This window comes from Neobacillus sp. BF23-41 (assembly GCF_041106275.1).
Map to the genome: position 1 here is coordinate 360,452 of NZ_JBGBPR010000004.1, position 25,453 is coordinate 385,904.

Annotated in this window: 16 protein-coding genes and 1 rRNA gene; 8 read left to right on the forward strand and 9 right to left on the reverse strand. The window is 39.3% G+C overall.

Going from position 1 to position 25,453, the window contains the following annotated elements:
- The coding region (locus tag AB7942_RS09825; protein WP_369446683.1) for a L,D-transpeptidase family protein at positions 1-1,378 on the reverse strand (1,378 nt) is incomplete at its 3' end.
- 556 nt (positions 1,379-1,934) lie between these two features.
- Complete coding sequence (locus tag AB7942_RS09830; protein ID WP_369446684.1) at positions 1,935-2,861, reverse strand: CPBP family intramembrane glutamic endopeptidase; 927 nt, start codon at positions 2,859-2,861, stop codon at positions 1,935-1,937.
- 427 nt (positions 2,862-3,288) lie between these two features.
- Between AB7942_RS09830 and AB7942_RS09835 the strand changes: the two genes are divergently transcribed.
- Complete coding sequence (locus AB7942_RS09835) at positions 3,289-3,588, forward strand: DUF4359 domain-containing protein (RefSeq protein ID WP_369446685.1); 300 nt, start codon at positions 3,289-3,291, stop codon at positions 3,586-3,588.
- Between the two features lie 91 nt (positions 3,589-3,679).
- Here the strand turns inward: AB7942_RS09835 and AB7942_RS09840 are convergent, their stop codons facing one another.
- Genes AB7942_RS09840 through AB7942_RS09850 form a run of 3 tightly spaced genes read right to left on the reverse strand, consistent with a single transcriptional unit; the run spans position 3,680 to position 6,553 of the window.
- The gene (locus AB7942_RS09840) at positions 3,680-5,461 is read right to left on the reverse strand and encodes a hypothetical protein (protein WP_369446686.1); all 1,782 of its coding nucleotides are present in this window, start codon (positions 5,459-5,461) and stop codon (positions 3,680-3,682) included.
- Between the two features lie 17 nt (positions 5,462-5,478).
- Positions 5,479-6,411 carry a hypothetical protein gene (locus AB7942_RS09845; protein ID WP_369446687.1) on the reverse strand — a complete coding sequence of 311 codons (933 nt, stop codon included), beginning with the start codon at positions 6,409-6,411 and terminating at the stop codon, positions 5,479-5,481.
- Positions 6,404-6,553 (reverse strand): hypothetical protein, encoded by a 150-nt coding sequence (locus AB7942_RS09850; protein WP_335398941.1) that lies wholly within the window; start codon positions 6,551-6,553, stop codon positions 6,404-6,406. Before AB7942_RS09850 ends, AB7942_RS09845 begins: the two co-directional genes overlap by 8 nt.
- A gap of 225 nt (positions 6,554-6,778) precedes the next feature.
- On the opposite strand from AB7942_RS09850, the gene AB7942_RS09855 reads away from it, so the two are divergent.
- The 7 genes from AB7942_RS09855 (at position 6,779) to AB7942_RS09885 (ending at position 20,944) form a co-directional block, all read left to right on the forward strand.
- The gene (locus AB7942_RS09855; protein ID WP_369446688.1) at positions 6,779-8,542 is read left to right on the forward strand and encodes a VWA domain-containing protein; all 1,764 of its coding nucleotides are present in this window, start codon (positions 6,779-6,781) and stop codon (positions 8,540-8,542) included.
- 95 nt (positions 8,543-8,637) lie between these two features.
- Positions 8,638-12,030 carry a tubulin-like doman-containing protein gene (locus tag AB7942_RS09860; protein WP_369446689.1) on the forward strand — a complete coding sequence of 1,131 codons (3,393 nt, stop codon included), beginning with the start codon at positions 8,638-8,640 and terminating at the stop codon, positions 12,028-12,030.
- Positions 12,031-12,331: 301 nt separating this feature from the next.
- Positions 12,332-14,707 (forward strand): hypothetical protein, encoded by a 2,376-nt coding sequence (locus tag AB7942_RS09865; RefSeq protein WP_369446690.1) that lies wholly within the window; start codon positions 12,332-12,334, stop codon positions 14,705-14,707.
- A 156-nt stretch (positions 14,708-14,863) separates the two neighbouring features.
- Positions 14,864-16,138 (forward strand): vWA domain-containing protein, encoded by a 1,275-nt coding sequence (locus AB7942_RS09870; RefSeq protein WP_369446691.1) that lies wholly within the window; start codon positions 14,864-14,866, stop codon positions 16,136-16,138.
- Between the two features lie 66 nt (positions 16,139-16,204).
- Complete coding sequence (locus AB7942_RS09875; RefSeq protein WP_369446692.1) at positions 16,205-16,843, forward strand: beta-mannanase; 639 nt, start codon at positions 16,205-16,207, stop codon at positions 16,841-16,843.
- Positions 16,844-16,856: 13 nt separating this feature from the next.
- Positions 16,857-18,125, forward strand: a complete 1,269-nt coding sequence (locus AB7942_RS09880) for a TRAFAC clade GTPase domain-containing protein (protein ID WP_369446693.1) — start codon at positions 16,857-16,859, stop codon at positions 18,123-18,125.
- A complete protein-coding gene (locus AB7942_RS09885; protein ID WP_369446694.1) occupies positions 18,122-20,944 on the forward strand; it encodes a GAP1-N2 domain-containing protein in 2,823 nt (940 codons plus the stop codon). Before AB7942_RS09880 ends, AB7942_RS09885 begins: the two co-directional genes overlap by 4 nt.
- 245 nt (positions 20,945-21,189) lie before the next feature.
- Here AB7942_RS09885 and AB7942_RS09890 read toward each other — a convergent pair whose 3' ends face one another.
- The 4 genes from AB7942_RS09890 to rrf form a co-directional block, all read right to left on the reverse strand.
- Complete coding sequence (locus AB7942_RS09890; protein WP_369446695.1) at positions 21,190-22,545, reverse strand: protein kinase family protein; 1,356 nt, start codon at positions 22,543-22,545, stop codon at positions 21,190-21,192.
- Positions 22,546-22,582: 37 nt separating this feature from the next.
- Positions 22,583-23,326, reverse strand: coding sequence for an OmpA family protein (locus AB7942_RS09895; protein ID WP_088089669.1), 744 nt, complete (start codon positions 23,324-23,326; stop codon positions 22,583-22,585).
- A 16-nt stretch (positions 23,327-23,342) separates the two neighbouring features.
- Positions 23,343-24,887 carry a MotA/TolQ/ExbB proton channel family protein gene (locus AB7942_RS09900; protein WP_369446696.1) on the reverse strand — a complete coding sequence of 515 codons (1,545 nt, stop codon included), beginning with the start codon at positions 24,885-24,887 and terminating at the stop codon, positions 23,343-23,345.
- A 295-nt stretch (positions 24,888-25,182) separates the two neighbouring features.
- A 5S ribosomal RNA gene (rrf, locus tag AB7942_RS09905) occupies positions 25,183-25,299 on the reverse strand.
- Between the last annotated feature and the right edge of the window lie 154 nt (positions 25,300-25,453).

Here is a 25,453-nt window from a genome sequence, read left to right on the forward strand (position 1 = left end):
GTTCTGCTATTTCAATAATAAACTCTACAGTTGTCTTGTTGCCGGCCGCATCAGTTACCACTAATGTATGTGTTCCCTCAGCACTAACAACTGTTCCTGTTTTCACTGTTACTCCATCCAATGTTGCTGTTCCTTCATTAAAAGAGATCTTCACATCTTGGCTGTAGCTTTCGTTATTACTTACTCCGCTAACCACTGGTGCTGTTTTATCAATTGTAAACACAACAGTTCTCTTATTGCCAACAGCATCAGCTATCGTAACTCTGTGTGTTCCTTCTGAAGTAACAGCCTTTCCTGTTTTCACTCGATTTCCATCTAACCACGCGGTTCCTTCTTTAAAGGCGATGGTAACATCATTGTTGTAGAATGCGTTATTACTTACTCCGCTCACTACTGGCGCTGTTTTGTCAATCGTAAACACAACAGTTGTCTTGTTGCCAGCCGCATCAGTTAACACCACTGTGTGTTTTCCTTCTGCTTTCACAACGGTTTTTGTTTTCACTGACTTTTTATCAATTGTCGCTTTTCCTTCTTTAAAGGAGATCGTAACATCCTTGTTGTAAACTCGGTTATTACTTACTCCGCTAACCACTGGAGCCGTTCTGTCCAGCACAACTACCGTTTTAGCCTTACTGATATTTCCAGATTTATCTTTAGCAGTAAAAGATAATTTTAGGCCAGCCTTTTGTTTCGGAATCTTGACCTTAAATGTTCCTTTGGAATCCGCAGGTTTTGCTGTATACCTTTTTGACCCAACCGCAACAGTGACCGTTGCTCCTTTTTCTGTTTTACCAGATACTTCAATTGTTTTGTCTGAAACAGTATAAACCGTTGGAACGGCAGGAGCTTGGATGTCAATATTTTTAAAATATGGTGCGGCTAACTGATTAAAGCTTTTTTTCGAGGAAACGATCATTACTTTCGTCCCCGTCTTTACCTTACTGAACAATTCTCTTATCTCTTTATTATGCATCCGGATACATCCGCCAGAGACATATTTTCCAATCGAACTTTCTTTATTGTTACCATGTATTGCGTACGGATATCCGCCATTCTCTTTTTTACTTAAACCCATCCAGCGGTTTCCTAATGGATTACGAGGATCGCCGCCAGCAATATGTTTTTTATAGTAAGGTCTGTTTACAATTTTTTCTCTTATGTAAAAAGTTCCTTCCGGGGTGAGTCTTGAAGTTCTTCCTGTTGCCACCCTATATGTTTTTATTAATTTACCATTCTCGTAAAATGCGAGTTTATTAACCTTTTTGTTAATAATAATTAGTTGTTTCTTAGTTGTACTAGCCTCAGCCTCTTGGGCGTTGGGAAAAACTGAAAATCCCAAGCATAAAATAATAAATCCAATCAGAAAACGTTTAAACACAAGTACATCCCCCTTGTAATTACCATTAATTACTACAATACCATAATTAGTGTTTTAATAGAAAAGATTAATTAGATATAAATTTCGGCAATTTATTACAATTTTTTTACACTGTAACAGAAAAAAAATATATCATATATAATTACATGTGCGACATCCTCAGAAACATGGTGTCGGACACCCTAACGACACAACAAAACAAATAACGTCATTTCTCGGGAAATACCACCAATTATTTTGGGGTTGACGGTCATTGTTTACTTAATGTAGAAAAATTGGAGAAAATATCGATTTATCGTCGCTATTTGTAGTAGGATATGAATAGTTTCAAATCATTCTAGGATCATTGGAGGGCCGCAAGATGCTGACTACCGCCCAACAAAAAGTGAAGCAGGAATTAGCTGCAGAGAGTCTTACCAAAGGTTTTTAAGAAAGAAAAGATTAAGTACATACTAAGAGAAAATGGAACCATCCAGTACTGGATAAAATCAAAATCTTATGATGTTGAAAAATGATAAAAAGAGGTTGCCGGATTCACCCGGCAACCTCTTTCCTTTTATTCTACACTTTGCGTCAATTCTGCCATTTGACCTTCCTGAACCATCGCCAACTGGCTCATTAATCGTTTTTGGTGTATTTTTTCTAAAATAAAGAGACTCAAGTGAATAATTAAAACACCAAGGGTGAAATATTCGACCGCATAATCGATATAATACCATGAAAGAGTTGCTGTGATATCGTATAAAGCATGGACAATAACTGTTAGCCACAGGTTCCGGGTCCATAATAGGATAATTCCAAACATCAATCCCATATTTGCGAAGGTTACAATCGCCCCAATTCGGATTGCCCATGGCTGCTCCGTATCGAGCGTATGGTCTATGCCGAAAAGAATAGAGGTGATAAACAGCGCCGCCATTAGAAAAACATCTCTTGAGCCAGTCTCCCAACGCCGCGGAAACAACTTTTTACATACCACAAGCAGTAGAATTATATAAGCCAGCCGCCAAACCTCTTCCAGGCCCGCTAGTGTGTCGTTATATAAATCATATCCAATTGTATCTACCTTTTCAAAAATGGACCAGTTTGGATCGTCCGGAAGGCCTGCATCTACTCCATCTTCCACATCAAAGGCTTGCGACTCCGTATAGTCTTGAACATATTGATCATAATCCTTATTAAAATCCTCAAATGTGATACTAGAGTAAACATTAACAATCGTACTTCCAAAGAAGAAAATGAGAAAAGCACCCGTGAATTGAAGCATGATCTGGCGCGGACTTTTCTGATGACCCTGCTGACTCCCCAGTCTCCGGTAAATCTTCCAACCGATAAAAAAGGAGGACACCATGACGGCATCATATAAGGTACTGGCCATAGAACTGTAACGAGTAAGATAAAGAAGAACCTCTGCCCCGATGGTTACAATGATCATTGAGAATAGCAGCTTTTTTGAAATCGGTTTTGTTAAATTCGTTATCATTCTCATCATCCCCTACCTGAAAAATTTGGCGGAGAAATCCGTTTCCCCTTACCTGCCCAATATCTTTACTGCAATGATCCCGAACGCATTAAAAAAAAGCAGGAAAAAGAAACAAGCAATCGTCCACTTCCATTTTCTCGTCACGAAATGATCCCCTCTTTTTCAAAAAAATATATTAGTAATAATTTAACATATTGGTAGGTAAATATCACGAAAATAATGATTCCTTTTTATTACCATAAATAATTTACCGATAGTCTTCTATTCCAAACGGTCGAAACATATATTTAATAAAAATAAAGAGTTTGATAGAGTCTCAAAAACCAATCAAGCTTTTCCTTTTAAAAATTCACAAAATTTCTTTCCACTTTATACCCATTTACATAAAAATTTACAATTAATAATTACGAGATAGGAGATTGTTACTATGAGACGTCTTTTTTCGATCCTTGTTTTAATCGCTGTGATTTTTATTCTATCAGCCACAAATCCTGAGCGTTCTGCCTATATCGACTGGGCCAATCACAAAACAATGGATAAATCATCGAGTCTGATAGAAAAGGGATTATTATCTGTAGCTGGGAAATCCATTTTTGATGCAGGAACAACGCAAAAGGATTATTTTATTTTCTCCATCTACAAAACCGATTTTTCCGAAGTAGGCCTGGGAAAAGTCACATCGATTGGCATCTTCAATAAATTCATTACAATCTCAAGTAAAGAATAATCGATAGTCAAAAGCCGGTCTCTTTAGGGACTGGCTCATTTTTTTTAAAGGACCCCACATCAGCACTAGCTCTTGTTTGATCCTCTTTCATTTATTCAACTTTTTCCACATGAAAAACGGGGACGCGAACCGATTCGCCGTTTTCGTCGGTAATATCCTCATAACTATTGAAGGTACCAATAACGGTATAATTCTCATAGATTGTGAAATCGGAATCTCCCTTTAATAACAAATACGTTTTCTCCCATAGTCCCGTGCTATTGTTATAGGTTTCCGATAAGGTTACCAAGGCCCCTCCATTTTGGACTGTATCTGCGAAAGCAGTGAAGCGAACCTTCTCCCCATAATAGTTGGCTATATCTGTGACTTGAATATCAACATAGTCTACGTTTATACTAGAAAACTGATATTCCCCGCTACCATCGGGTTCAAAGTAAGCGAGCTCCCCTTCACCCTGTCCAACAGGATTATCTACAACCAATACTTGCTCTGATTCGAAAGTTAGCTTATCCGCTTCCACATCGAGAATCTTACCCATCGAACCGCCGCTGACTTCATAGGCTATATAATGATGCTTCCGTTCGGTTGACTTTGCCTCAATATAAAGGACTGGTTTGTCAGAGGTGCTGAAGTTACTATTAAAAGCCAACTTATTAATGGACGCTGCCCCTTCGATCGACCCCTCGGTTACGACCATTGCTTCCTCTCCGGTAAGCTTGCCAAAATATATGCCGCCGTCCTTGGAGATTGCTGCAACGACGCTGTCTGCGCCCCATTTGTTTTTTTCATTTATAACGTTCGGAAACTCTTTTCCTGGATACAGACGTTTTAAAACGCGAATGGGTTCATATTTATCCCAAGCAAGATTGGCACTCGCAATAGATTCAGTCGTGTCCTTTAGTGGTTTTAATGCTTCAAAGATACTAATTGCATCCTCGTATTTATTAGCCTCTGTGAGATTCTCCGCTTTAACGAATAGATCAGATGTTGTTTTTTCAATATAAGCAAATACATCGGCACCATTCATATTCGCTTCTAACTTTTTGATTGAATTAGCTGCTTCGGCAAATGCGCCATAATCCTTTTTATCGATCGCAGCCTTTACAATCCTTAACAAGTTCGAATCAAGGGTTTTCTCAAGCCAGCTAGAATCCAACGACAATATTCTTAGTGCACTAAACTGCCTGCTCCCCTCGTCAATAATCGATGAGACAGTGCCAGTTTCAACCATTTTATTTATCTTTGCCGCGTAATAGTTTTTGAATGAAGATTGGATCGCTTCTGTCTTAGCTGACAAACGACTGCCGTAATATTCTGCTGGAATCTTATTGAGGACGGTAAAAATCTCCTCCTCTTCAGAAATGTCATTAGCCGTATCATTCATTAATTTATCAAGATTTTCCTTTTTAATCGTGGAAAAATAACCCTTCATATCCGTATCTAGCTTCGTCAACGCCACCATTTCCCCGTACATATCCTTTTGAACATTGGTGCCTGACACCCACTTTTTCTCGCTTTCCTTCCAACGATCGTATATTTTAATGAGGTTGTCGAGGTCATTTCCTTCATTATAATCAGCCGCTTTTTCATCTAGATCTTCCATGACTTCACGAATCGGTGACAGAATGGATAGCATGAAATTGATGTCTTTGTTATGGTCAGTGACAGAAACATTTAGCTTTGCAGCATGGAACTTTTCCTCTGCAGCGACTAATTCACCTGACCTAAATAATTTTACTGCTTCATTGTAGGTATCAATTTTTTCATGTGCCAAAACGATTTTTGTGCTAACCAGCCCAAGCAAGATAACCAGCATTAACAAGAAAAAATTCCTAGACATATTCACTTTTCGATAAACGGTAAATTTAAACATATTGAGTAAGATCCTTTCTACGATACGAACTGCTTGAAATCAGGATCGTAATGATACTTCACCATAACTAAACGCTTGGTTTTTTCCTCTAGACTGCCCCAATCAACTTCCGGGTTGGAATAGATGATACTGCACAGTCGCAAGAACCGGTCCTTTGGGAAATATTCAAGGAATTCCTCGATGAACTCTGAAAATTCTAGGATGTACAATTTCATTCGTAACGCTGAGCCGGCCACAGAAATGAGTGAATCCATTCCAAAATCGCTGACAATAGCCTCACGATACTTAATAAAGTAGGCAATACACTTTTTCGTAAAAAGCGTCCGATTAATTTTTAACACCTCAAGTGCATATTTTACAAAATTCGAATCATAGGATGAAGGAATAAGGGGTTCTAGTTCAAGCTCCATATCACTCCTTAGAACGATTTCATTCAAGACCATGATACGGCGGATTTTCACCTGATCACTCGCTATAAAATCGCCAATATCGCGGAGCTTTTCATATGCTGGGGCTAGTCTCTCAGCATGAACATCCTCTTTGGCAAGTTCACTGTCATATTGAATACCTGCGGCAATTTTTCTAAGGTCGATTCGAAGTAGTTTTTTCAGTTGCATGAAATACTCACTTTTCATGAAGATGGAGGTAAGAATGACATATCCAATTACAAACACTACCCCGGCAATTAACGAGTAATATAACATCTTTACCGTTGGAGCAGCCAAAATACCTACACAAACAAACATTAAGATCCATATCGCTTCCGTAAATAAACGGTTTTTAAAAATCGACTTCACGAGCGTTTCAATTCCGATAAAATCCGAACCGCAATTCTGGCATTTTCCATCCGCTAAAACGGAATAACGGTTGCATTTTTTACACATCTTTAGCTTTTGAAATCGATATTTCGTTCTCTTTTTCTTAGAGAGCTGGACGGCCTGTTTAGCCAATCGAATCACCTTCATTTAGCATGATGACTAATTCATCATCAATACCTTCAAAATCACCGCTATTTCGCTTATTTTTCATTAATTTATAGGATTTCCAACAAAGGATTAAAACTAGAAGACTAGTAAATACCACACCGTACATTTTACTTCTCCTTCCTGAGATCATTTTTTATGAATACCAATTACCTACAAGTAATCCCAGATATTTCCCAATAAATACATTACCTTATATTATAATAGTAGAATTCTAATATATCTAGGGAATAATTGTTTCGGTATATAATAGGAAAGTGGTAGAATAGTTGTACAATGCGAAAATTGTAATTATTACCCGAAATAGGAAAAATGCAGTGGGGGTTGCACACAGATGTTAAGAAAATGTATCAGTAGTTTAATCGTAGTTGCGTGTCTTTTCTGGAATATTCCCTTATATAATGTACACGCTGCAAGTCCGTTAAATTCCACTTCTCGAATAGAAGGAATGCTTGTCGTTGATGTCAGTAATTCCATGAAGAGCAGTGACCCGAAGAATATCAGTAACGAAGCGATGAAGATGTTCATTGATATGGCCTCCTTTAATGGCGATAAAATTGGTGCCATCGCTTACGCTGACGAAGTCATGCGTGAAAAAGCGCTTGTCAAAATCAAGTCAGAACAGGATAAGAAGGACCTAAAGTCGTTCATCGACTCCGTTCAAAAATATATGTACACCGATTTATCAACTGGGGTTAAGGAAGCCGTCAACGTATTAGATAGTAGTCACGAGGAAGGTTATTATCCACTGATCGTGCTGCTTGCCGATGGGAATAACGAACTAGATCCAAAGAAGCCCAAAACCGAAAAGCAAGCGGAAAAAGACCTAAACCAAGCAGTGGCCGCCGCTAAAGCAAAAGGATATCCAATCTATACGATTGGCTTAAACGCTAATGGCAAGCTAAATAAACAGGTTCTCACAAATATAGCCAAGAGCACGAATGGGGAATTCTTCGAAGCAAGTTCTGCCGATAAATTGCCAGGCATCCTTAGTGAAATTTTTGCCAACCATTTAAAATTAAAAATCGTTCCGATTAATCAAATAGTAGGTAATGGTGATTTTCAAGATATCAAAATAAATGTTCCCAATGAAAATGTATTAGAAGCCAACATCTCATTAATGTCAAACCATCCGGTCGAGGTTAAGCTCGTTGATCCTTCCGGTAAAGAGCTCGCCATCCCTTCAGACCAAGTCATACTTTCAAAATCGAAGACCTACTCTATGGTCAAACTGTTGAAACCAGTTCAGGGAGATTGGACACTGAAGGTTAAAGGGGTAGCAAAGGACAAAATCGATATCAACCTTGTTTTCAATTATGATTTACAGTTGAAGCTAGATAAGCTTGCTAAGCAAAGTTACAAGGCGGGCGAAACAGTGAAGATCCATTCCTTTTTTGAAGATAATGGTACACCTATCGCTGATAAAAGCATTTATCAATCAATGAAATCGACTCTATATGTGAAAGATCTCGATCAAGGGAAAACCGAGGAAGTAAGCTTAACAGCGGATGACCAAGGCTTTTCGGGTCAATTTAAGTTAGGAAACTCAAGCAGTTATGAAGTAGTGGTAAAAGCGGAAGATAATAGCTTTTTCCGTGAAACGCAGCCGCAAAAAATAACGGTGCAAAACACAGCCAAGACACCTGTAGCAGCTAAAACCACTCAACCAAAAGAGGACACGCCGTTTCCATGGCTTTATGTTCTTGTTGGGGTGATTGGGCTCATTCTTCTTGCCATATTTGCTTACAACAAGTTAAGGAAAAAGCAAGGTTTTAGTGGTCAAATCGTTGTGGAAGTAAAAGACGAGGATACTGGTGAACGCTCAAATCCGCAATACAAGCCATTAAAAGGTTTTAAAGGGAAGGTTCAGCTGCATCAGCTGCTGGGACTGCATCCTGAATTTGCTGAAACCAATCAAATTATCTTCAAGCCGCATGCCGGTGATTCGCTCCTGCTGATCAACAACTCGGACTGTACGATTGAAAAAAGCGGCCGGGCAATCGATGCCAAGAAAGGTCAGCAGATCAAACGAAATGACCGTCTGCGCATTGTGTTAAAGAAGGTAAATAAGTCCATTTATATTGAATATATAAGCTAAGCAGTTTTCGGTGTCAGGCACCGAAAACTGAATCCTATTCAAATTATTTTTCGTCTTTATATATTAGTAGTCCACAGCTAGGGAGGAATAGTTGCATGAAGGCAAGTGTTAAAGAGCATATATCACAGTTGGAAGTCGCCCATGGCGGCGGGATTATATCAGAGAAGATCCGCGTTGATACGATTGACAATCCGATGCTTGTCATTGGGCTTGGCGGTACAGGAATTGATGCCCTATTAAGACTCAAATACCAAGTAAATCGCCGTTTTAAACTTCCAGAAGATCCCTTATCGAAAAAGAAGAAAGATAAACCAAGTAACATTGAGTTTTTAGCATTTGAAACGAATGAGCATGATCGTAATAAAAAATATAATGGGATTGGCCTTGACCCTCATAAAGAATTCGTCCTGCTTTCCAATCCAGAAATCGGCAGCGTTCTTTCAAATCGAAGCACGATTGAACCTTATATCAAAGACTGGTTATCACCCGAATTGTCAATAACGGATGGAATCAGCGGGGCTTCAGGCGTACGCCAAGCGGGCAGACTGCTCATGTTTACAAAAATCAATCAGGTAGTAACGATCATCCAAAACAAAATGGATGCCGTACTTGAAGGGTCTGGAAAACGATTATACGTCTTCCTACTTACCGGTCTTTCTGGTGGGACTGGCAGTGGCTGTTACCTGGATATTGCCTACATTATTAGAGGTATCATGGATAAAAAATTTGGTGCAAAAGGTGTCGACCGTTTGAGCATCCTTGGCTACCTTTTCACACCTGACGTGAATTTATCTAAAAAAGGAATCAACCACCATACGGCTGAATACATCCAGAAAAACGGCTATGCTGCTTTAAAAGAACTCGACTACTGGATGAACTGTGATGAAAGAAATGAACGGTTTATTCAGAAGTACGGCAATTTATTAACCGTGAACTCACAAGTGCCGCCGTTTAATCTCTGCCATTTAATATCAGGTACGAATACTGAGGGTAAATGGCTTGAGAATGCCTACGATTACTGCATGAATGTAACAGCTGAAAATATTACAAACTTTATGGCTAGTGAAGATAAAGGATCCGGCGAGGAATTTGCCATCCATGACTATATCAGCAATATCAGATCCAATATTGCCGGCATGCATAAGCCGTATCCAGCTAACTATCAATACAACATTATCGGCGCTTCCATGGCAGAAATTCCACTGGAAGAAATGACAACCTACATCGCCTACAAGCTGTTTGAAAAAATGGATAATATGTTTGAAGCAGGTCCTGAGCAATCAGATGTGGAGCAATTTGCTGAAAAACTGCGGATTGACCCTGATTCCGTTCACCAACGCTTTAATGAACGTGTACCAGAACCGCTTTCAGGCTATGAGAATAGTGACCGTTTCTCCTACAACAATGTCATCAAAACATCGGTAACCAATATCAATGATGAATTAGACAGAGAGTTTCTTTTAAAAGCAAAAGATCAGTATCGTAAATGCAAAAAGCAGCATCCAGGCGAAATCATGAAAGAATTCCGCCGGCAAATTGAGAAAATGTTTTTACATTCCAAAAAAGGCCCTATCTACGCATCACGTTTAATCTACCAGAAGGACGGGTTTTGCTTATTAACGACCCTGCAAACCTATGTAGAAAGCTTACGCGAACGTCTAGAACGTATGCCTAAAGCCATTCAATCGGCTGAGGAGTATACCTACAATAAACTTGAAGATGCCAGAAGTGCATTTATATCTAAGGAAAAGAAAAAGAATGCCTATATCGAGTCCAAGTTGAATGAGTATGATCTTCGCGCCGAAAAAGAACGAATGGAAGAAATGATTGAATTCTATGAAGATCTATATCAGCTAATCAATAGTCAAAACAACAAGATTTATGTGGTCTATAAAGAAATCCTCGATGCACTTAGAGGGATATTTGAACAGAACGCTAATATTCTTGTGAATGGTGAGGAAGTCAAACAACAAGATAATGTCACCTATTACTGGCATTTAGTCAGTGTACCGGATGTGGCCCGTGAAATTGAGAGTATGTTCAATTCAAAGGATGGAGAACAGCTTGTCCAGCAATGGTCAGAAATGCTTCTCGAAAAGTCATCCTATTGGGTCAATGAATCAGATATCGATATCGTAGGTACCGTTTCAGAATTCCTAAGCGACCAGTTTGGCGAGTTGATTACGAAATCAATGGAAGACTTTTTAAGGCTTAAACACGGCGAAGATATGCCAATTGATCGAATCATCCAAGACAAAATTGCTGCCCGACTTGATGGTGATGCAACACCAGTGTTCCATTTAGATAACGGTCGTGGTGCCCTTCATTTCCCAGAATGGGGATTTGTATCCGTTCCAGTAAAGGCTCCTAATATTTTAAAAGGAGTGAAGGAATACCAAAAGCATTCGATTAGTGAATCTCATTTCACCATTAAAGAGAGTGAACTGAAGAATCGGATCTTCTGGTTAAACACAAAAAATGGTATTCCATTGTTCTCGTACTCCCCACTCTCCATTTATGAGGAGTCCTATGAAAAAACGATTTTAGAAAGAGAAGGCGTTGGCCGCCACCTTGTCCAAACAGATAAAGAAAACTGGGCCTACCTCCCTTCACCGATTCCTGAAGAATCATGGGGAGATACGTACCGCAACAAGCGCGTACAGCAATACAATGCCAGCATCCGTTCTATGTTTGAACAAGCGATGGAATTTAAAGTCATTACGGAGAAAAATTCCGATCACAGCACTAGTGCTCGCTACGAATGCCATTTTACAAAAGAGATGAACATTTCGGACTTATTTTCTCAGTACGAAATAGATCCAAAACAGTTAAACAAAGCAACCCTTGGCAGCCTGAAGCAAATCCTTCGACAGCTTAAAGACATGTTTAACGGCGGCATGGAGTCCGACGGTGTGAGTGATATCTTTGACAGCACCAACTTGGAATTGGCAAAAGAAAATCTCATCCGTACACCTAAACTAATTGAAAAAGTAAAACTAGAAGTTAGAAAGTATCACTTAATCAAAGAGAAAATCTCTGAGATTGAGCATTATATTGCCTCACAAGAGGAAAAAGAGGTTTCTTTAACTCAATTCATTCAAGCCGTTTATACAAAAACAATTCGGAAACGTGGCGCCTTATTCGTGTACGATAAAGAGATTGAAGAAGATGCATGGGAACCATTTGTGAATTTAATGAAGACAACGAAGTTTGTTGATTATGAACTTTATCATGCCTTCAAAGCATTGAGCCAAAAGAAAATGGATCAACTGCAAAAGAAATCAGATCGTCGCAGCAATGATATGATCAACCAAGAAAACACGACCGAACTTGTTACTGCTTTAGAGGAAATGGCTGCAAACTATTCAAGGGAAAAAGAAGCCCTTGATTACGATTACCAGGATTTAGTCAATGGCGAAGAAATATACAGTTTCTATAAAGAAATGATGCTTAAGGTTAATGACATGCTTCGTCAATTGAAATCTTAAGAAAAGCGGAAGTGCCCGTCTAGCGGCGTATCGTTCAAAGACTTATTACACATTTACTATTTAGGCCACTTGCAGCTTTTGCATGTGGCCGCCTCTAATCTAGAAAAGCGAAAGTGCCCTGGTCAGCGACATAAGGGCTGGACTGAGCCGACCAAGATAAAGGAAACACGAAGGGCGTTAGCGCATTCGTGCTTGACTTATCGAAGCGAGGTGAGGGAAGCACTCTAGTCGCTAGGGCGCTGGAGCTGGACAATTCTCAAAGTAGAAAACTACTACTTTCTTCTCTTAGGGGGAAACAGCTTTGAAAGAACTCTTACAAAAATACGCAAACACCTTTTCAAACCAGCTGGAAAAAATGACATTAGAGGAAAACGAACAGCGCAGTGTGAACCATCCCATTGTCTTTTTATTTCTAGGCGACTCTGTCAAGGAAGCCCTGACATCCATCATGACTATTAATGAAGAAAAATGGCATAACAGCACGGGTGTGTTATATTTCCATGCCTATCAAACCAATACCATCAGCCACGATAACGTGTTATCCATTCAACTTCCAGACCATCAGTTTGATCCCAAAACTATACGTAGAAGCATTTACGAGTCCTTTTGTCAGGATGAGAATTTGCTGATTGAACTAAATAAAACCTTCCGTAAACTTTCGTCAAAAATTGCTGAGTACGGTAAGGTCTATTCCTCACTAGTAAAACTAAACCTATGTGTGGTGACGGCCGTCGATGACCCTGCAAATATCCTGATTCAAGAATTTACTTTGCTGTTAAAAAGTATTTTACAAGAGTCTTTTCGACAAGTTGAAGTAGATTTGTATGGATTAATAAAGGAAAAGCAGGATGGCAAAAATTTTCCTCTCTCCACTTCACTGGGGATTAGTTTTTTTAATGAGTTAAATCAGTTTCAACACGATAAATACACCTTTGAAAAAGAACTTCAGTTAGAAGAAGATCTACGGCTTCCAGTCGTTCACCCTCCTTCCCCACTCTTTGACATGGTGTATTTGTTAAGCGATAAAAATGAAGATGGCTTAATTTCAAGTGATGCCGGGAAGCAAAACTACGAAATTATTAGCAATCTAAATCTCTTAAAAAACCGAAAAATGATTACCGATTATCATGAAAAGATGGACAGCTATAATCATCAGGACTTTAAACGTAGTTTCAGAGGAAACTCTGAGGAACCAGTATTTGCGTCAGCTGGCTTTTCCAAGGTGAACCGCCCCAATAAAGCGATTGCGCTTCATGCGGCTAGCCATTTTTTCCATGAACTGCTGACATCATTAAAAGCATCCAGCTCCGAGAAACGCGAAAATGTACTCGGCTTATTTGAGTTGACCGAGGCTTCTTTCCAGAAATATTATCATGACATCATTCCTTCGGATGAAAAGCTCGTGGATATGAATGACATGATGGGAGTGTCCAATTCCTATCAAACGGTAAAAAGAATGTCTGTCAAGGAGGCAGAAGAGCATCTGTATGAAGGTGGTACGGAACGATTTTTCCATACTAACTTTAAAGAGCCAGTCAGTGAGCATTTACAAACCATGAACTTGAAAGCACGTATTGAGCGATGCCTCCATGAAAACGTGATTAATAATGAAAAATACGGGTTATATTGCGCCTATTTATGGACCTCTGATTCCACAGGCTCGAATATCAGCATACTGGATGAAATTCATAAAATGATTCGTGAAGCCAAAAATGAACGAGCAGAAGCTGAAGCACGGCTCGAGCAGCTCTATCATCGAATCGTGGATAGCTGTGATTTTAAAAAAAGCTATCTCCCATTTTCAGACAAGAAAAACCTAACTAGCTTTTTACAGTATTTTTTTGAAGAAGCTTACGGCTTAAAGTATCAAATGGTCAAACTTGAGGTAAAGCAAGCCATCTTAAAGCAATATCATGTAGTGTTACAGGAAAACCACCAGTATCTGCGCGCGAAAATAGAGATTGTCGATCAGGTGGAATCTTTATTGAAACAAGCAGCTGCGGAGAGTCTGTATGATTCGGATGAGTATTTAGATAAAAATATCGCGGAATATTATGGACAAATGATTAGCAGCGTAACAGCAAAGCTAAAGGAAAAACGCGGTCCTCATTTCTTTTCTGATGAGCGCTTTTTTGGAAACCTGCTATCATTCCTTGAAAACGGAGCGACCGACCTGATTGAAAGATTGCTGTTTGTCTGTAATCGTGAGGTATTGACCCAAGAGGAATTTCAGCGCAGCTTTGAAGATGAACTGTTAGAACGGGCGAATGTTATGACGCACTATGATAATCAAGACGTCCTAACCAAAGAGGATTTGTTCAAGCAATTAAACACGCGCTTAAGCGAAAATTCCTCGATTCATATTGAAGTTTTTAACTACAAACAGGAACACCGCTATGAAGAAAAATACTTCTTTGGTGACTTTCACAGCAAATTCATGAAGTTCGCTTTGGAAAAGGAACAAGAAACACGCCATTTTAAGGTGGGCTGTGCCCATGAGAAGAATAGCAGCGGAATCGAAAAGCTTACCCTGATGGGCGGCTTTAAGCTGAGTGACTTAATGTACTACCAAAGAGGAGAAAAATACTACAAGGCCTACACAGAAAAAGGATACGAATTCCACTCCAAAGCGGTAAACGCCCGCTTAGCGGCGTATGGACTGGAGCACTTCGACTGAGATAAAGGAAACACGGAGAGCGATAGCGATTCGATGTTGACTTATCGTAGGGAGAAGGGCGAAGTCCACTAGCCGTTGGGCGTTGGAGCTAGACGGTAATCAAATTTCAAGGAATTACCTTTAATCATTGAACTCTTTTAGTAAGGAGATTTGAACATGCCTGTTCGAAAATTTAGTATCCTGTTTTTTGTTTTTAGTATCATTGCCGGGCTTCTAGGTGCTATCCTTGGTGAATGGTTAATCGAGTCCTATTATGGCGTTTGGCCAAATATCTTATTAATGGGCGCCTATTTTGGCCAGCTAGCCCTGATCGCAGGCCTCTTCTGCCTGGGTGCCGAGCTGATTAGCCCAATCATTAATGGACGCAGTTGGCGCTTGGAATACTCGGGCCTTTCTTGGAAGATTCTGGTACCTGCCACACTCGTCATGCTATTTGCTGCCGGCCTTTTATTTCAATTCTTATATTCTCTTAATTTCTCAAATATCAAACCTCCAGACGATATCGTGATGGTCATGGATATTTCGGACAGCATGAATGAAACGGACCCTGGACACGAAAGCTTGAAGGCTGCTGGAAAGCTCATATCCAATATGAAGCCGACCCACCGTGCCTCCGTTATTTCTTTTAACGAAGATGCTAATATTACAAAATCGATGTTTAACGTCAGTGATAAACAAGAACGCACCGATGCGATTGAGCAAATCAATCGTTTACAAGCTACAGGAAGCACCGATATTGGCCACGCCTTGGAAACAGCTATTCAAGAGATTGATGACCACAAAAAAAATGGACGAAAACCAATGGTCATTCTGTTCTCAGATGGTTATAGCGAACTTGACCTTGATGCAGTGGTAGAGCCATACCAGAATAAGGACATTGTCATAAATACGATAGGGATGAGCAAGATTGATAAAGGAGGAGCCCAATTACTTAAATTAATTGCTTCGCGGACCGGTGGTTCCTTCTATGATGTAAAAAATGCCAATGAATTAACGAACGTATTTGAAAAAATTTACTTAGAAAACCAGGACCGTTTGCTTGTGACCCAAAGACACGGATTGTTTCAAGACAGCACCTATCTCGCCATTCTCCGAGTGGTCTTAATCACGTTAATCGGCGGATTGTTTGGTCTCGTGCTTGGAATAATTTTCGACAACCGTTATTTAGCGAAAAGCTATGCTATTACTGGGGTGTTTGCTGGACTATTAGCAGGATTGGTACTCGAACTTGGTTTGCAAGATAGCCTGCAGTCAGGATTTTCTTACCACCTCGCTGCCGATATTCTCTTAACTGCGTTAACTGGTCTTGGAACGCTGATTATTCCGATTCGTGAAAAGTTTTCGGGCAGTGCGCCGCGTAACACCAGTGGGTCCGATTTTTCCGTAAAAAGAAATTCATCAAAAAGGGATCATTTTAAAAAGGGATTTTGATGGACAGCGTTCAGGAGTGGTTTGGACCTCTCCGTATCAATTAGAAAAGATGGTGGGTGATTTCTGGTGAACTGGGAAACCCTTGCTTCCCCTGACTATGAAATAAAGGATTTACGAAAGACAATAAGAGATTCAGAGGTTCACTTAACTTGGTTCTGGTCTAAAGATATCGACTTTGTCTATATTTATAAAGCGTCCTCAGACAATTTAAAACCAATCGGCGAAATCAATGAGCAGGATTTGAAACTCTATACCCGCGAGGAATATAAAGCCAATCATGGATATGTTGGCAGACTGGATGCGATTGGCCGCTACGCCTATCGCATCTTCCCCTGCAAAAAACATGAAGGAAAGCTGGCTGTTTTTAGTCAGGAAAACGATAACAATCTCATTTATATAACGGGATCGAAGGCGAAGATTTATTTTTCAATTACCTATAAAAATAAATTCCTTCAGCCGAAAAAAAGAGTTCGCATGTCCATCATGACAGAGATCGTGCTTGATAAAGATCTGTTAGTCTATGTTAAAAAAACGGGCAGTCCTCCCATGTCCATTGAAGATGGGACCGTCTTCCCATTTATTCGTGACTTCCCACCTGGAAAAACGGAGCTGCTCGAAAAGGAAATCGGCAAGGATGAATATATTAGAATCTTTTTTAGTAATGGAAGGAAATCAGCTGAAATTTTTGAACTGATTCCACAATAAGGAGAGACATTACATGTTTGGACTACTAAAAAGAATGTTTGGAACAACACAGCCGGAAGCTCCCAGACCGCAATTTTACGATATTGTCTGTCCCTACTGCTTCTCAAAATTTCATCATGAAGATGTCGTCTTCCGTGCTGCACACTATCGTGATGATGATGAAGCCTTCAACCTTCAGGAAGATGATAAATTGAACGATTATCGGAAGAAATTTGGGCTTGCCGAAATTGATGAAATTGAGGCAATTGTTTATCCTTCGACGATTCCAGATGATAATAAGATTTACTCCAACAGTGTGCTTATGGGTGTTTCTGATAAATACGCGGTTGTGACGAGAAAGCGACTTTGCCCAGGGTGCCATAACGAACTTCCCGTTACAGCAGGTAAATATCCAAGTAATATTCTTTCCATTGTCGGTGCCACTTCCGTTGGGAAATCTGTTTATATTACGTCTCTCATTCATACCTTGCAGCATGTAACAGCTAATAATTTTAATGCGGCCTGTATTCCGCTTAATAACGCGATTAGCAGAAGATTCAGGGATGACTATGAAATTCCTTTATTTGAAAATGGAAATTTGCTTGATGCTACCGCTACGACAAAGCGCCAAGAACCGTTTATTTTCCAATTTGTGTTTAAAGATGAAGACAAAGCACCACTGACACTCGTATTTTTTGATGTAGCTGGTGAGGGTATGACTGAACAAGAATATCTTCAACTTCATGCTCCCCATATCAAAAATTCAGCGGGAATTTTATTCTTAGTCGACCCAATGCAAATTCGAGCAATCCGTCAGAAAATGCTTCATCAAATGGGTGAAAATCCGGGGGAGATAGTTGGACTTGCTCGTGAACCCCGCGAGGTTGTTGTCGCATTATTTGAGGATTTCATTTCTCAACAGGAAAACAACAAAACGAATATTCCGACTGCAGTCGTGCTGACAAAAAGTGATTTATTGTATACCCTAAGTTCCGACGAGGGTGAATATATTCGTTCTAATAGCAATGTGTTCCACAATGTTACACATAGTGGATACCTTAACCTGGATGAATACGAGAATATCAATGGAGAGGTTAGAAGATTTCTATCAAAGGTAGATACTCCGTTCGTCGGTTCCATTGATGTTTTTTTTAACGAGGCTTCCTATTTTGCCGTGTCTGCCCTCGGAAGCAATCCAGTCGATCGACAAGTTAGTGGGATAATTAGTCCGATTCGTGTGGATGAACCGTTTATTTGGCTCCTGTATAAGCTGGGCTATATAGAAGGGAGACATGTGCAGTGACCGGAAAGTTAATTCAACAACAAATGTATACCAGGGAACGGGGCGGAATTTTCCTCTCAACGGACGGATATGATACCATTGCTATTTCCGAAGGCTTGGATAAGTCATTTGTGAAAAAATATCTACATCCCTTTTGCATTTATCAATCACCAAAGGCTTTAACATCACGTGGAGAAAAGGACAGTTCCCTCTACCCGGAAACTGTCACACTATTTCAGCCGGAAACTGGTGACATGGTCATTGGTCAATCTGTATTTGTACCTGCTGATTTTACGGGTCAGCGCAGCGCTTATTTCATGCATAACTATGTACTCCCTCCAAATCGAAAGGAAGAATGGATTAAACATCCTGAAAAGCTATTTCAAATAAATGACTTTCAGACTTCCTATAAAATGGATCAAGGCCATGTTCTTCCGGCATTAGAAGAAACCGGATATGATGATATGGATGTTCTTGCCGGAAAAGATATTCTTTTGGGGAATTTAGGAATTCGCGAAGATCAGTTTAAACAACTATTATTTGCAGTCATGTCGTCCATTGCTGGGAAGAAAAAGGTGTTTATCTCATTAAATGTACCTTTGCAGGAATATTCGAAGGCTGCACTTCAACTGTTGGAGTTAATTTATCTTTATTTGCCTTATGCACACCGCCGCAAATTAGGCGCAATGACCTTTTCAAGTGAACCAGAGAGTAAAAACTATATCCATGTGATGTTTTATGAGCCAGGTACATTAAACATGAATGATCGTTCGATTGAAAAGCAATTCATTTTTGATTTTGCAAATGATAGGATTTCTGGCCTCGATATTACTGGTCAGAAGCATGAGTATCTGGACTTTGCACTCGACCATTTTTCTCAATCAAAAAAGCGAATGGACGATTTCTTTGCGTTCGCAGAAACAGCATTATCAGGCTTACCTGAGGAGCAGAAGCTAGAGGTAGCAAGCTACTATCAGTTGACCGCCCTTTATCAAACACTTAATAGTCACGATGACGCCTTATATAAAGAAAATAAACTAGGCTTTTTAAATAGTTTGCAGAAGTTTCTACAGGTGAATAGTGATGAGAAACAGCCTTTGGTTGAGCTATTTTTACAAATCCTAGCGATGGAAAAATATGCAGGCGATCCTGCAACAGCTCTAGATTACATTCACGCTGTAGTGTCCATCAATCAAATGGTACGAAGCGATGAGGCTCTCTCGTTCATACTAGAAACACTCAACTATTATCAAAATGCTCAACTTTTCCATAAGCTCTGGAAATTGGTTGAAGAGGACAATCGCTCTTATAAAGCGATTTTGATGTTTATTAATGAGCATCCCAACTATGACAGGCTCCTTGAGCTTTATCTGGATGAACGGTTCAATCGGATCATTCGAGTCGAAGAGATTCTGCGGGAGCTCAAATCAATGCTTGGCTCACCATACCTTTTATCTATCGAAAAGTTTAAATCGGTAGTTATTACGAAAATTGAAGCCTCGTTAAAACAGGAAAGTAATGCTTTCACCGCTGTACTTGCCATCAAGGAATTTAAAGTGGATATGGCAGACAAGGATTTTCTCAATTTTAAACAAAAGATGTTTAGGAGTTCAGTATGGGCGATGTTAGATCATATTCGTCCAAAAGAGCTGACAACTCAGGATATCATGACATTCGGTAAAATTTTCAACCAACCGATAAACCCGAGAGATATGAAGGATGGCAAGGCAAAAGATCATTATCTAATGACTGATGCCCTATACCAGGTGCTCAGCATGCCATCTCAGGCTAGTCCTAATCAGCTTAAATCGTTATCAAGATCGGGCCGGGAACTGGTGCGGGAGATTTTGCAGCAGCTCTTACGAGTCAAGGTTACCACTGAGCACATTCCAGTTCTAACTATTGCCTTTGGGTCAGAACATGGTGACGTAGATTATGGGATGCTATTTAAACACTTAATCCAATACAGCGATGATAAAACGATGATGGCTTTTATTAAGGATCATTCAAATTTAGTTGGAATTGACGTACCTTATCGAAGTGCATTACGAAGCTATTTAGTTTCCGATCCAAAATCAATTTGGCGGAATAAAAAATACAATAAAGAATTGAAATTAATCCGAAAGAGCAGCTTTAAGAACTTTTTGAAGGAAGTTGAAACAGAAACAGCAAGTCCTCTTGTCAAATTCTTTAAAAAGTATGGGGTAAAACTGTTAATTGCTGTAGTCGTTCTTGGCGGAGCAGGCGGTGCAGCTTGGTTTGGAGTGGACTACTATTCCAGTAAACATTCCACAAAAAAGGTTGCATCGACACCTGCTGTGAAAAAGAATGTCAAGAAAGCAGAGAATGTAGTATCTTTAGACCAATTTAAAAAGTTATCTGAGGAAAAAGTAGACGGTGAGAACTTTGGTCTACCTCTTGATGGAAAACAATTTAAAAAAATCGTTGGACAAGCCCAAGGGGTAATCCTGACCGATCGACAAGATGGTAATTTCCACTTGGATCTGAAAACTGAAACGGAAGCCAGCCCCTTTGAAAATGGGCAGCTAAAAGACGGATTCTCGCTTGTTGGGACTGAATATGATTTTGATCCAAATGATAAAACGTATGAAGTAGTATTAGTCGCTAACAATAGTGAAACAGTAGAGTCTTATCTGTGGGTATACTCTATTAAATCTGACATGAAGAATGAAACCTTGGAACCTCTCCCGCTTAATTACAACTCGGAGGTTATTACAGATGTAAAATTAGCTACTAAAAAACTAACGCTAACACAAGGTGAAAGTGAAGTAGCTTACGAATTCCCATTTACAGACCAAATAAGTGACAGCCAAGAATAGTGCAAAAAAGAGCATTCCTGCGGTGGGATGCTCTTTTTTTGAGGAAACCTATATTGTTGATTTTGGGGAACTAGACATTGGAGACACTTTTTACTGTTTAAGTATGATTTTTGTCGCCAATAGCCCTCATTGGACACACTTTTCTCTGTTTTTATCTGATTTTTGTCGCCAATACCCCTCATTGGATACAATTTTCACTGTTTTTCTCTGATTTTTGTCGCCAATAGACTCATTGGAGTTACTTTTCATTTTTTCTCCAAGGTAAACTTATTATTTTTCAAAGAAAGATTGGACAATTCTGTCCCTGTCACGCTGATAACATCTTTGCTCTGCTTAATCTCAGTACCATAGTCACTCCATACCTGTTTCGCACTGCCACTTGCTTGGACCTCTAATGCAATAACTTCTGATATTCCTAATCCACCAGGTAATCCAAAAACTAGCAGACCCTTTTGTCCATTTTCTGATGTGATGGTTAGGAAAGAATCAATATATGATGTTGGTTCTGGAGAATTGCTGCCTTTATACTCAGGTGATTCCCCTACCTTCTTGCCTTGGGATAAAACAAAAACTTTCACCTTGCCTGATGAATTTTCTTGTTTCTGGGCAGCAGCAACTAATGTATATTCATGACCTGCTAGTTTGATGGAAGCATGTTTGATTGGCTCCCAGCTAGGAACTACTTGCGTGAATTGACTTAAATCGACCTGATCTTTTTTCTCCGCTGCTTTCGCCTTTGGCTTGTCCTTTTCCACTGCTGTTTCTTGCTTACCCTCGCTCGCTTGAATCGAGTTTTTTTCCGCTCCACCCTTTAAAAAGTTAATGGAAAAGATGACGATTATAAGTAAAACAGCTACAGCAACGCCTATAAACAATGCGCCGGATTTCAGCTTTTCTTTAGGGGGCGCATGCGCAGGTGTTACTAACTCTGGCTCCTCCCTCTTGTTTTTCTCATGAATAGCTGATTTAAAAACGGTCTTTGAGGATTCACCTAGATTCACTAATCCCGGCTTGGGAATCGCTAATTTCCTTAGAATCCACCCTTGCAGTTCCTCAATGTTATCAAAGCTTATCCCCTCAAAATGAGATTCAGCAAGGGAAGAATGATTTTTTAATATGGATAGCACTTGTTTGAGGTCATCCTGAATAGTAATCTTTCTTTCTGGTTGAAAAACGGTTCTCTCGCCTGCTCCATATAAGGTAATCTCTCCATTTTCCTTAATCCAGATATTAAATCGATTGATTTTACCATGATGAATTCCATGTTGATGCAAATGGACGACAGCATCAATGAACTGATCAATTTGTTTCCCGGTAAGCATCTGCTCTTTTTCTAAAAAGTTTCCTTCGTTTCCTTCCATCACAACAAAGGGCTTACGGTCCCAAACATCTAGCACCTTCACTGCAGGAAGGTGCTTATAATTGGTAATCTTCGCCTCATACTCACGATACAACTGATTCCACTCATCACGAAGCGGCAACTGATGGATTAAGCGAAGGATTCCTGATTCTCCGTCCTTTGGATCTTCCACTTGATAAACGGTTAATTGCTCACCAGTATATAGTTCTTTAATGATCTTGAATTGGTTAATGTCAGCCATTTTCACAGCTCCCTGGTCATACTAATACCGAAGGAACCTACTTCCCAGTTTGGGTTTCGCTTCCCTCGTAGCTATTTTTCAGCCTAAATTTGAACTCAACCCGCCTCGACTGTGCACGGTCCACCTTGCCATTAACGATCTTTAACTGGCTCTCAGACCGTCCGTTGGCGGTAATATTTTTTGTTACCTGATTTTTATATGGAAAATCTCCGAATTCATCACTTAAAATGTATTTCACGACACTGAAGGCCCTGCGCTGGGATAGATCGAGATTATACATATAGTCGCCTTTATCATCGGTATGCCCTTCGACCACGACTTCAGCAATACTGTCGTTATACTTTCCGTAAAGTGTCTTAAAATAAATGGGGATAAACTTATCCAGCTGTTTTTTAAATTCTGGCTTAATAACATCCTTGCCCTTTTCAAATAACAAGTCATCCTTAAACTTAATTGCACCCGTGTCTTTATCGATTGAAATTTCCATATGCTGCTTTTTAAATTCCTTGTCTAAATCTTTGACGATATCCTTTTGAATGTAGGATAACGCCTCAATCTGCTTTTCTTTTTCAGCAATTTGCTTTGCTTGTTTTTTGATCTCCGTCTGGCTTTCCATCGCTTTTGCCTGCATTGCTTTACTTTCTTTATTTATACTAATGATGATCGCGACAAATATAATTAGGACAACTAAAAGGATGGTTGATAACAAATCTGTAAACGTGGGCCAGAAATCCGATTCTCCGGAACCGTCATTGATTAGTCGTTTATATTTTTCCTTCATTGCTCAGACCCTTTTCCTATTTTGATAGATTAACTGCATATTGTTTTTCGTTCATTTTTTCTGAAAAAGTCTCTAGACTCTTCATTAAATCATTCAAAGTGGACTCAAGGGAGTTTAAAGCTTCAGGTGTTTCCTTAGCCCCTTTTGAAAAGCTTTGATCTAGTTTACCGATGAGATCATTTGTATTTTTAATATTATTGCTTAGGACGTTTAGGCTCGTTTCTAAAGATTGATTAGATGACTCTTGAATGCTCATATAATTTCCCATACTCGTCACAGCATCTTTAAATAAGTCTTTGACTTCTCCGTTTTCTGAATTCGACTCTTTCAGCTGCTTCAATAGACCTGCCTGCTCTTTTTTAATTTGTTTATAGATCGATTCAGTCAGTTGCTTATGCATATCTACTTGTGATTCATTTTGAGTTACAATTTGAGAAATTTGAGACGTTGTACCTTCGAAAAAGTTGGCCATTTCTTTGTAGGCTTGTTGGATCTCCTGTTGTGAACTATCCACTAATGATTTATATGAATTGTGTAAGTTATAATTGTTTTTCATAAAACCATCAATCACATTGTTTTGGTTCGCGACAAACGACTTAATGTCATGGGCTGTATTTTCAAACGTCATCTTAATTTCGTTATTAAGATTATGCTGATTGTTAAAATAAGTAAACATTCTCTCAAAATCATCATGAATTAACGCTGTCTTTTGATTAAACAATTCAGTAATGGCCATCATGTCTTTAAATAAACCACTTACTTCCATCGTGTTTTGCTTAAAATTATTATTAAATTGTTTTAAATTATCAGTAGCTGTTTTAAATTCCTTCGAAAAGTGGGCGACCTCCAGGAAGGCATTTCCCATATTGTGAACGGCTTCTTTAACTCCACCAATGGCCTCGACCACATAATAGTCGGACGTCTTTTGATCCTTTTGGTGAATAAAGTTTTCAACTTTCAACATAACTTGCAATAATAATTGTTCCGAGTTTCTTACCTTTGAATGGAGATTGATCGCGATGGAAAACAGAATTCCACCGATACTAGTGAAAAAGGCAGTATGGACGCCGCCTAACACCTTTAAAATTGATTTATCAATATCACTTGGGTTAAGTGCTGCTAGCGTGATCACGAGGCCTGTAAAGGTACCGAGGACCCCAACGAGTATGGAAATCGATGCAAACGTATGAATCAGTTTCATTCGTTTGACGATACTTGTTTTATTATCAATATGATACTCAGACATAAACACCTCAATAAACGAAGGAATATTGAGCTGTGTCTTTGTTCTTTCTTTTTTATCATTAAATGCTCGCCATATCGTTGCAGCAAGCTGATTATTTTCTGGATTTTTCGATAGATCTTCATCCTGCTTATTTAAAAATGTAAAGATGGTGTTATTACTTCTTATTGAGAAATTGGCAATTGTGCCAAGAACAATTAAAACGGCTAGTACAAGAAATTCATTTGCACCAAGCTTGGTGGCCCCTCCACTTAAATAATAGATTAATAGTAAAAAAGTCGGTAAAAACATTAAAAGAGGTAATAAAAATCGATTCATTCTATTTGTCCCTTTCCTATAAAAGATGTACGTGATTTTGTCAATAAGTCTAGAATCCCATTTTTTATTGTAACAAAGAAAAGTAATTTTTAGGGAAAAATATAAATTTTTGTCGATGGAAACTACTGTTGAGGGGTTATTTTTAGGACATTAGGTTTATAAGTGGTTTAGATTTTTTAAATAGAAGAGATTGGTAAATTTCGAGGCTTTTTAATAAAGGCTTTGTTGTGTTTATTTTAGTGAAATTCTTAAAAGAAAACAAAAAAGACAACCTTTTTCAAGTTGTCCTTTTCGTGCCTGGCAACGTCCTACTCTCACAGGGACGCGTGTCCCAACTACCATCGGCGCTGAGAAGCTTAACTTCCGTGTTCGGTATGGGAACGGGTGTGACCTTCTCGCCATTGCTGCCAGACTATTTTTTTAGAGGAATCATTCCCTCAAAACTAGATAATGTAGAAGAAGTTTGTAAAAACGAGCTGCCTTATAAAATTGGTTAAGTCCTCGAACGATTAGTATCAGTCAGCTCCACATGTTACCACGCTTCCACCTCTGACCTATCAACCTGA

Coding starts and splice junctions, on each gene's coding strand:
- AB7942_RS09830 (WP_369446684.1), bottom strand. CDS start 2,861: ATGATAACGAATTTAACAAAACCGATTTCAAAAAAGCTGCTATTCTCA.
- AB7942_RS09835 (WP_369446685.1), top strand. CDS start 3,289: ATGAGACGTCTTTTTTCGATCCTTGTTTTAATCGCTGTGATTTTTATT.
- AB7942_RS09840 (WP_369446686.1), bottom strand. CDS start 5,461: ATGTTTAAATTTACCGTTTATCGAAAAGTGAATATGTCTAGGAATTTT.
- AB7942_RS09850 (WP_335398941.1), bottom strand. CDS start 6,553: ATGTACGGTGTGGTATTTACTAGTCTTCTAGTTTTAATCCTTTGTTGG.
- AB7942_RS09855 (WP_369446688.1), top strand. CDS start 6,779: ATGTTAAGAAAATGTATCAGTAGTTTAATCGTAGTTGCGTGTCTTTTC.
- AB7942_RS09860 (WP_369446689.1), top strand. CDS start 8,638: ATGAAGGCAAGTGTTAAAGAGCATATATCACAGTTGGAAGTCGCCCAT.
- AB7942_RS09870 (WP_369446691.1), top strand. CDS start 14,864: ATGCCTGTTCGAAAATTTAGTATCCTGTTTTTTGTTTTTAGTATCATT.
- AB7942_RS09880 (WP_369446693.1), top strand. CDS start 16,857: ATGTTTGGACTACTAAAAAGAATGTTTGGAACAACACAGCCGGAAGCT.
- AB7942_RS09890 (WP_369446695.1), bottom strand. CDS start 22,545: ATGGCTGACATTAACCAATTCAAGATCATTAAAGAACTATATACTGGT.
- AB7942_RS09895 (WP_088089669.1), bottom strand. CDS start 23,326: ATGAAGGAAAAATATAAACGACTAATCAATGACGGTTCCGGAGAATCG.
- AB7942_RS09900 (WP_369446696.1), bottom strand. CDS start 24,887: ATGAATCGATTTTTATTACCTCTTTTAATGTTTTTACCGACTTTTTTA.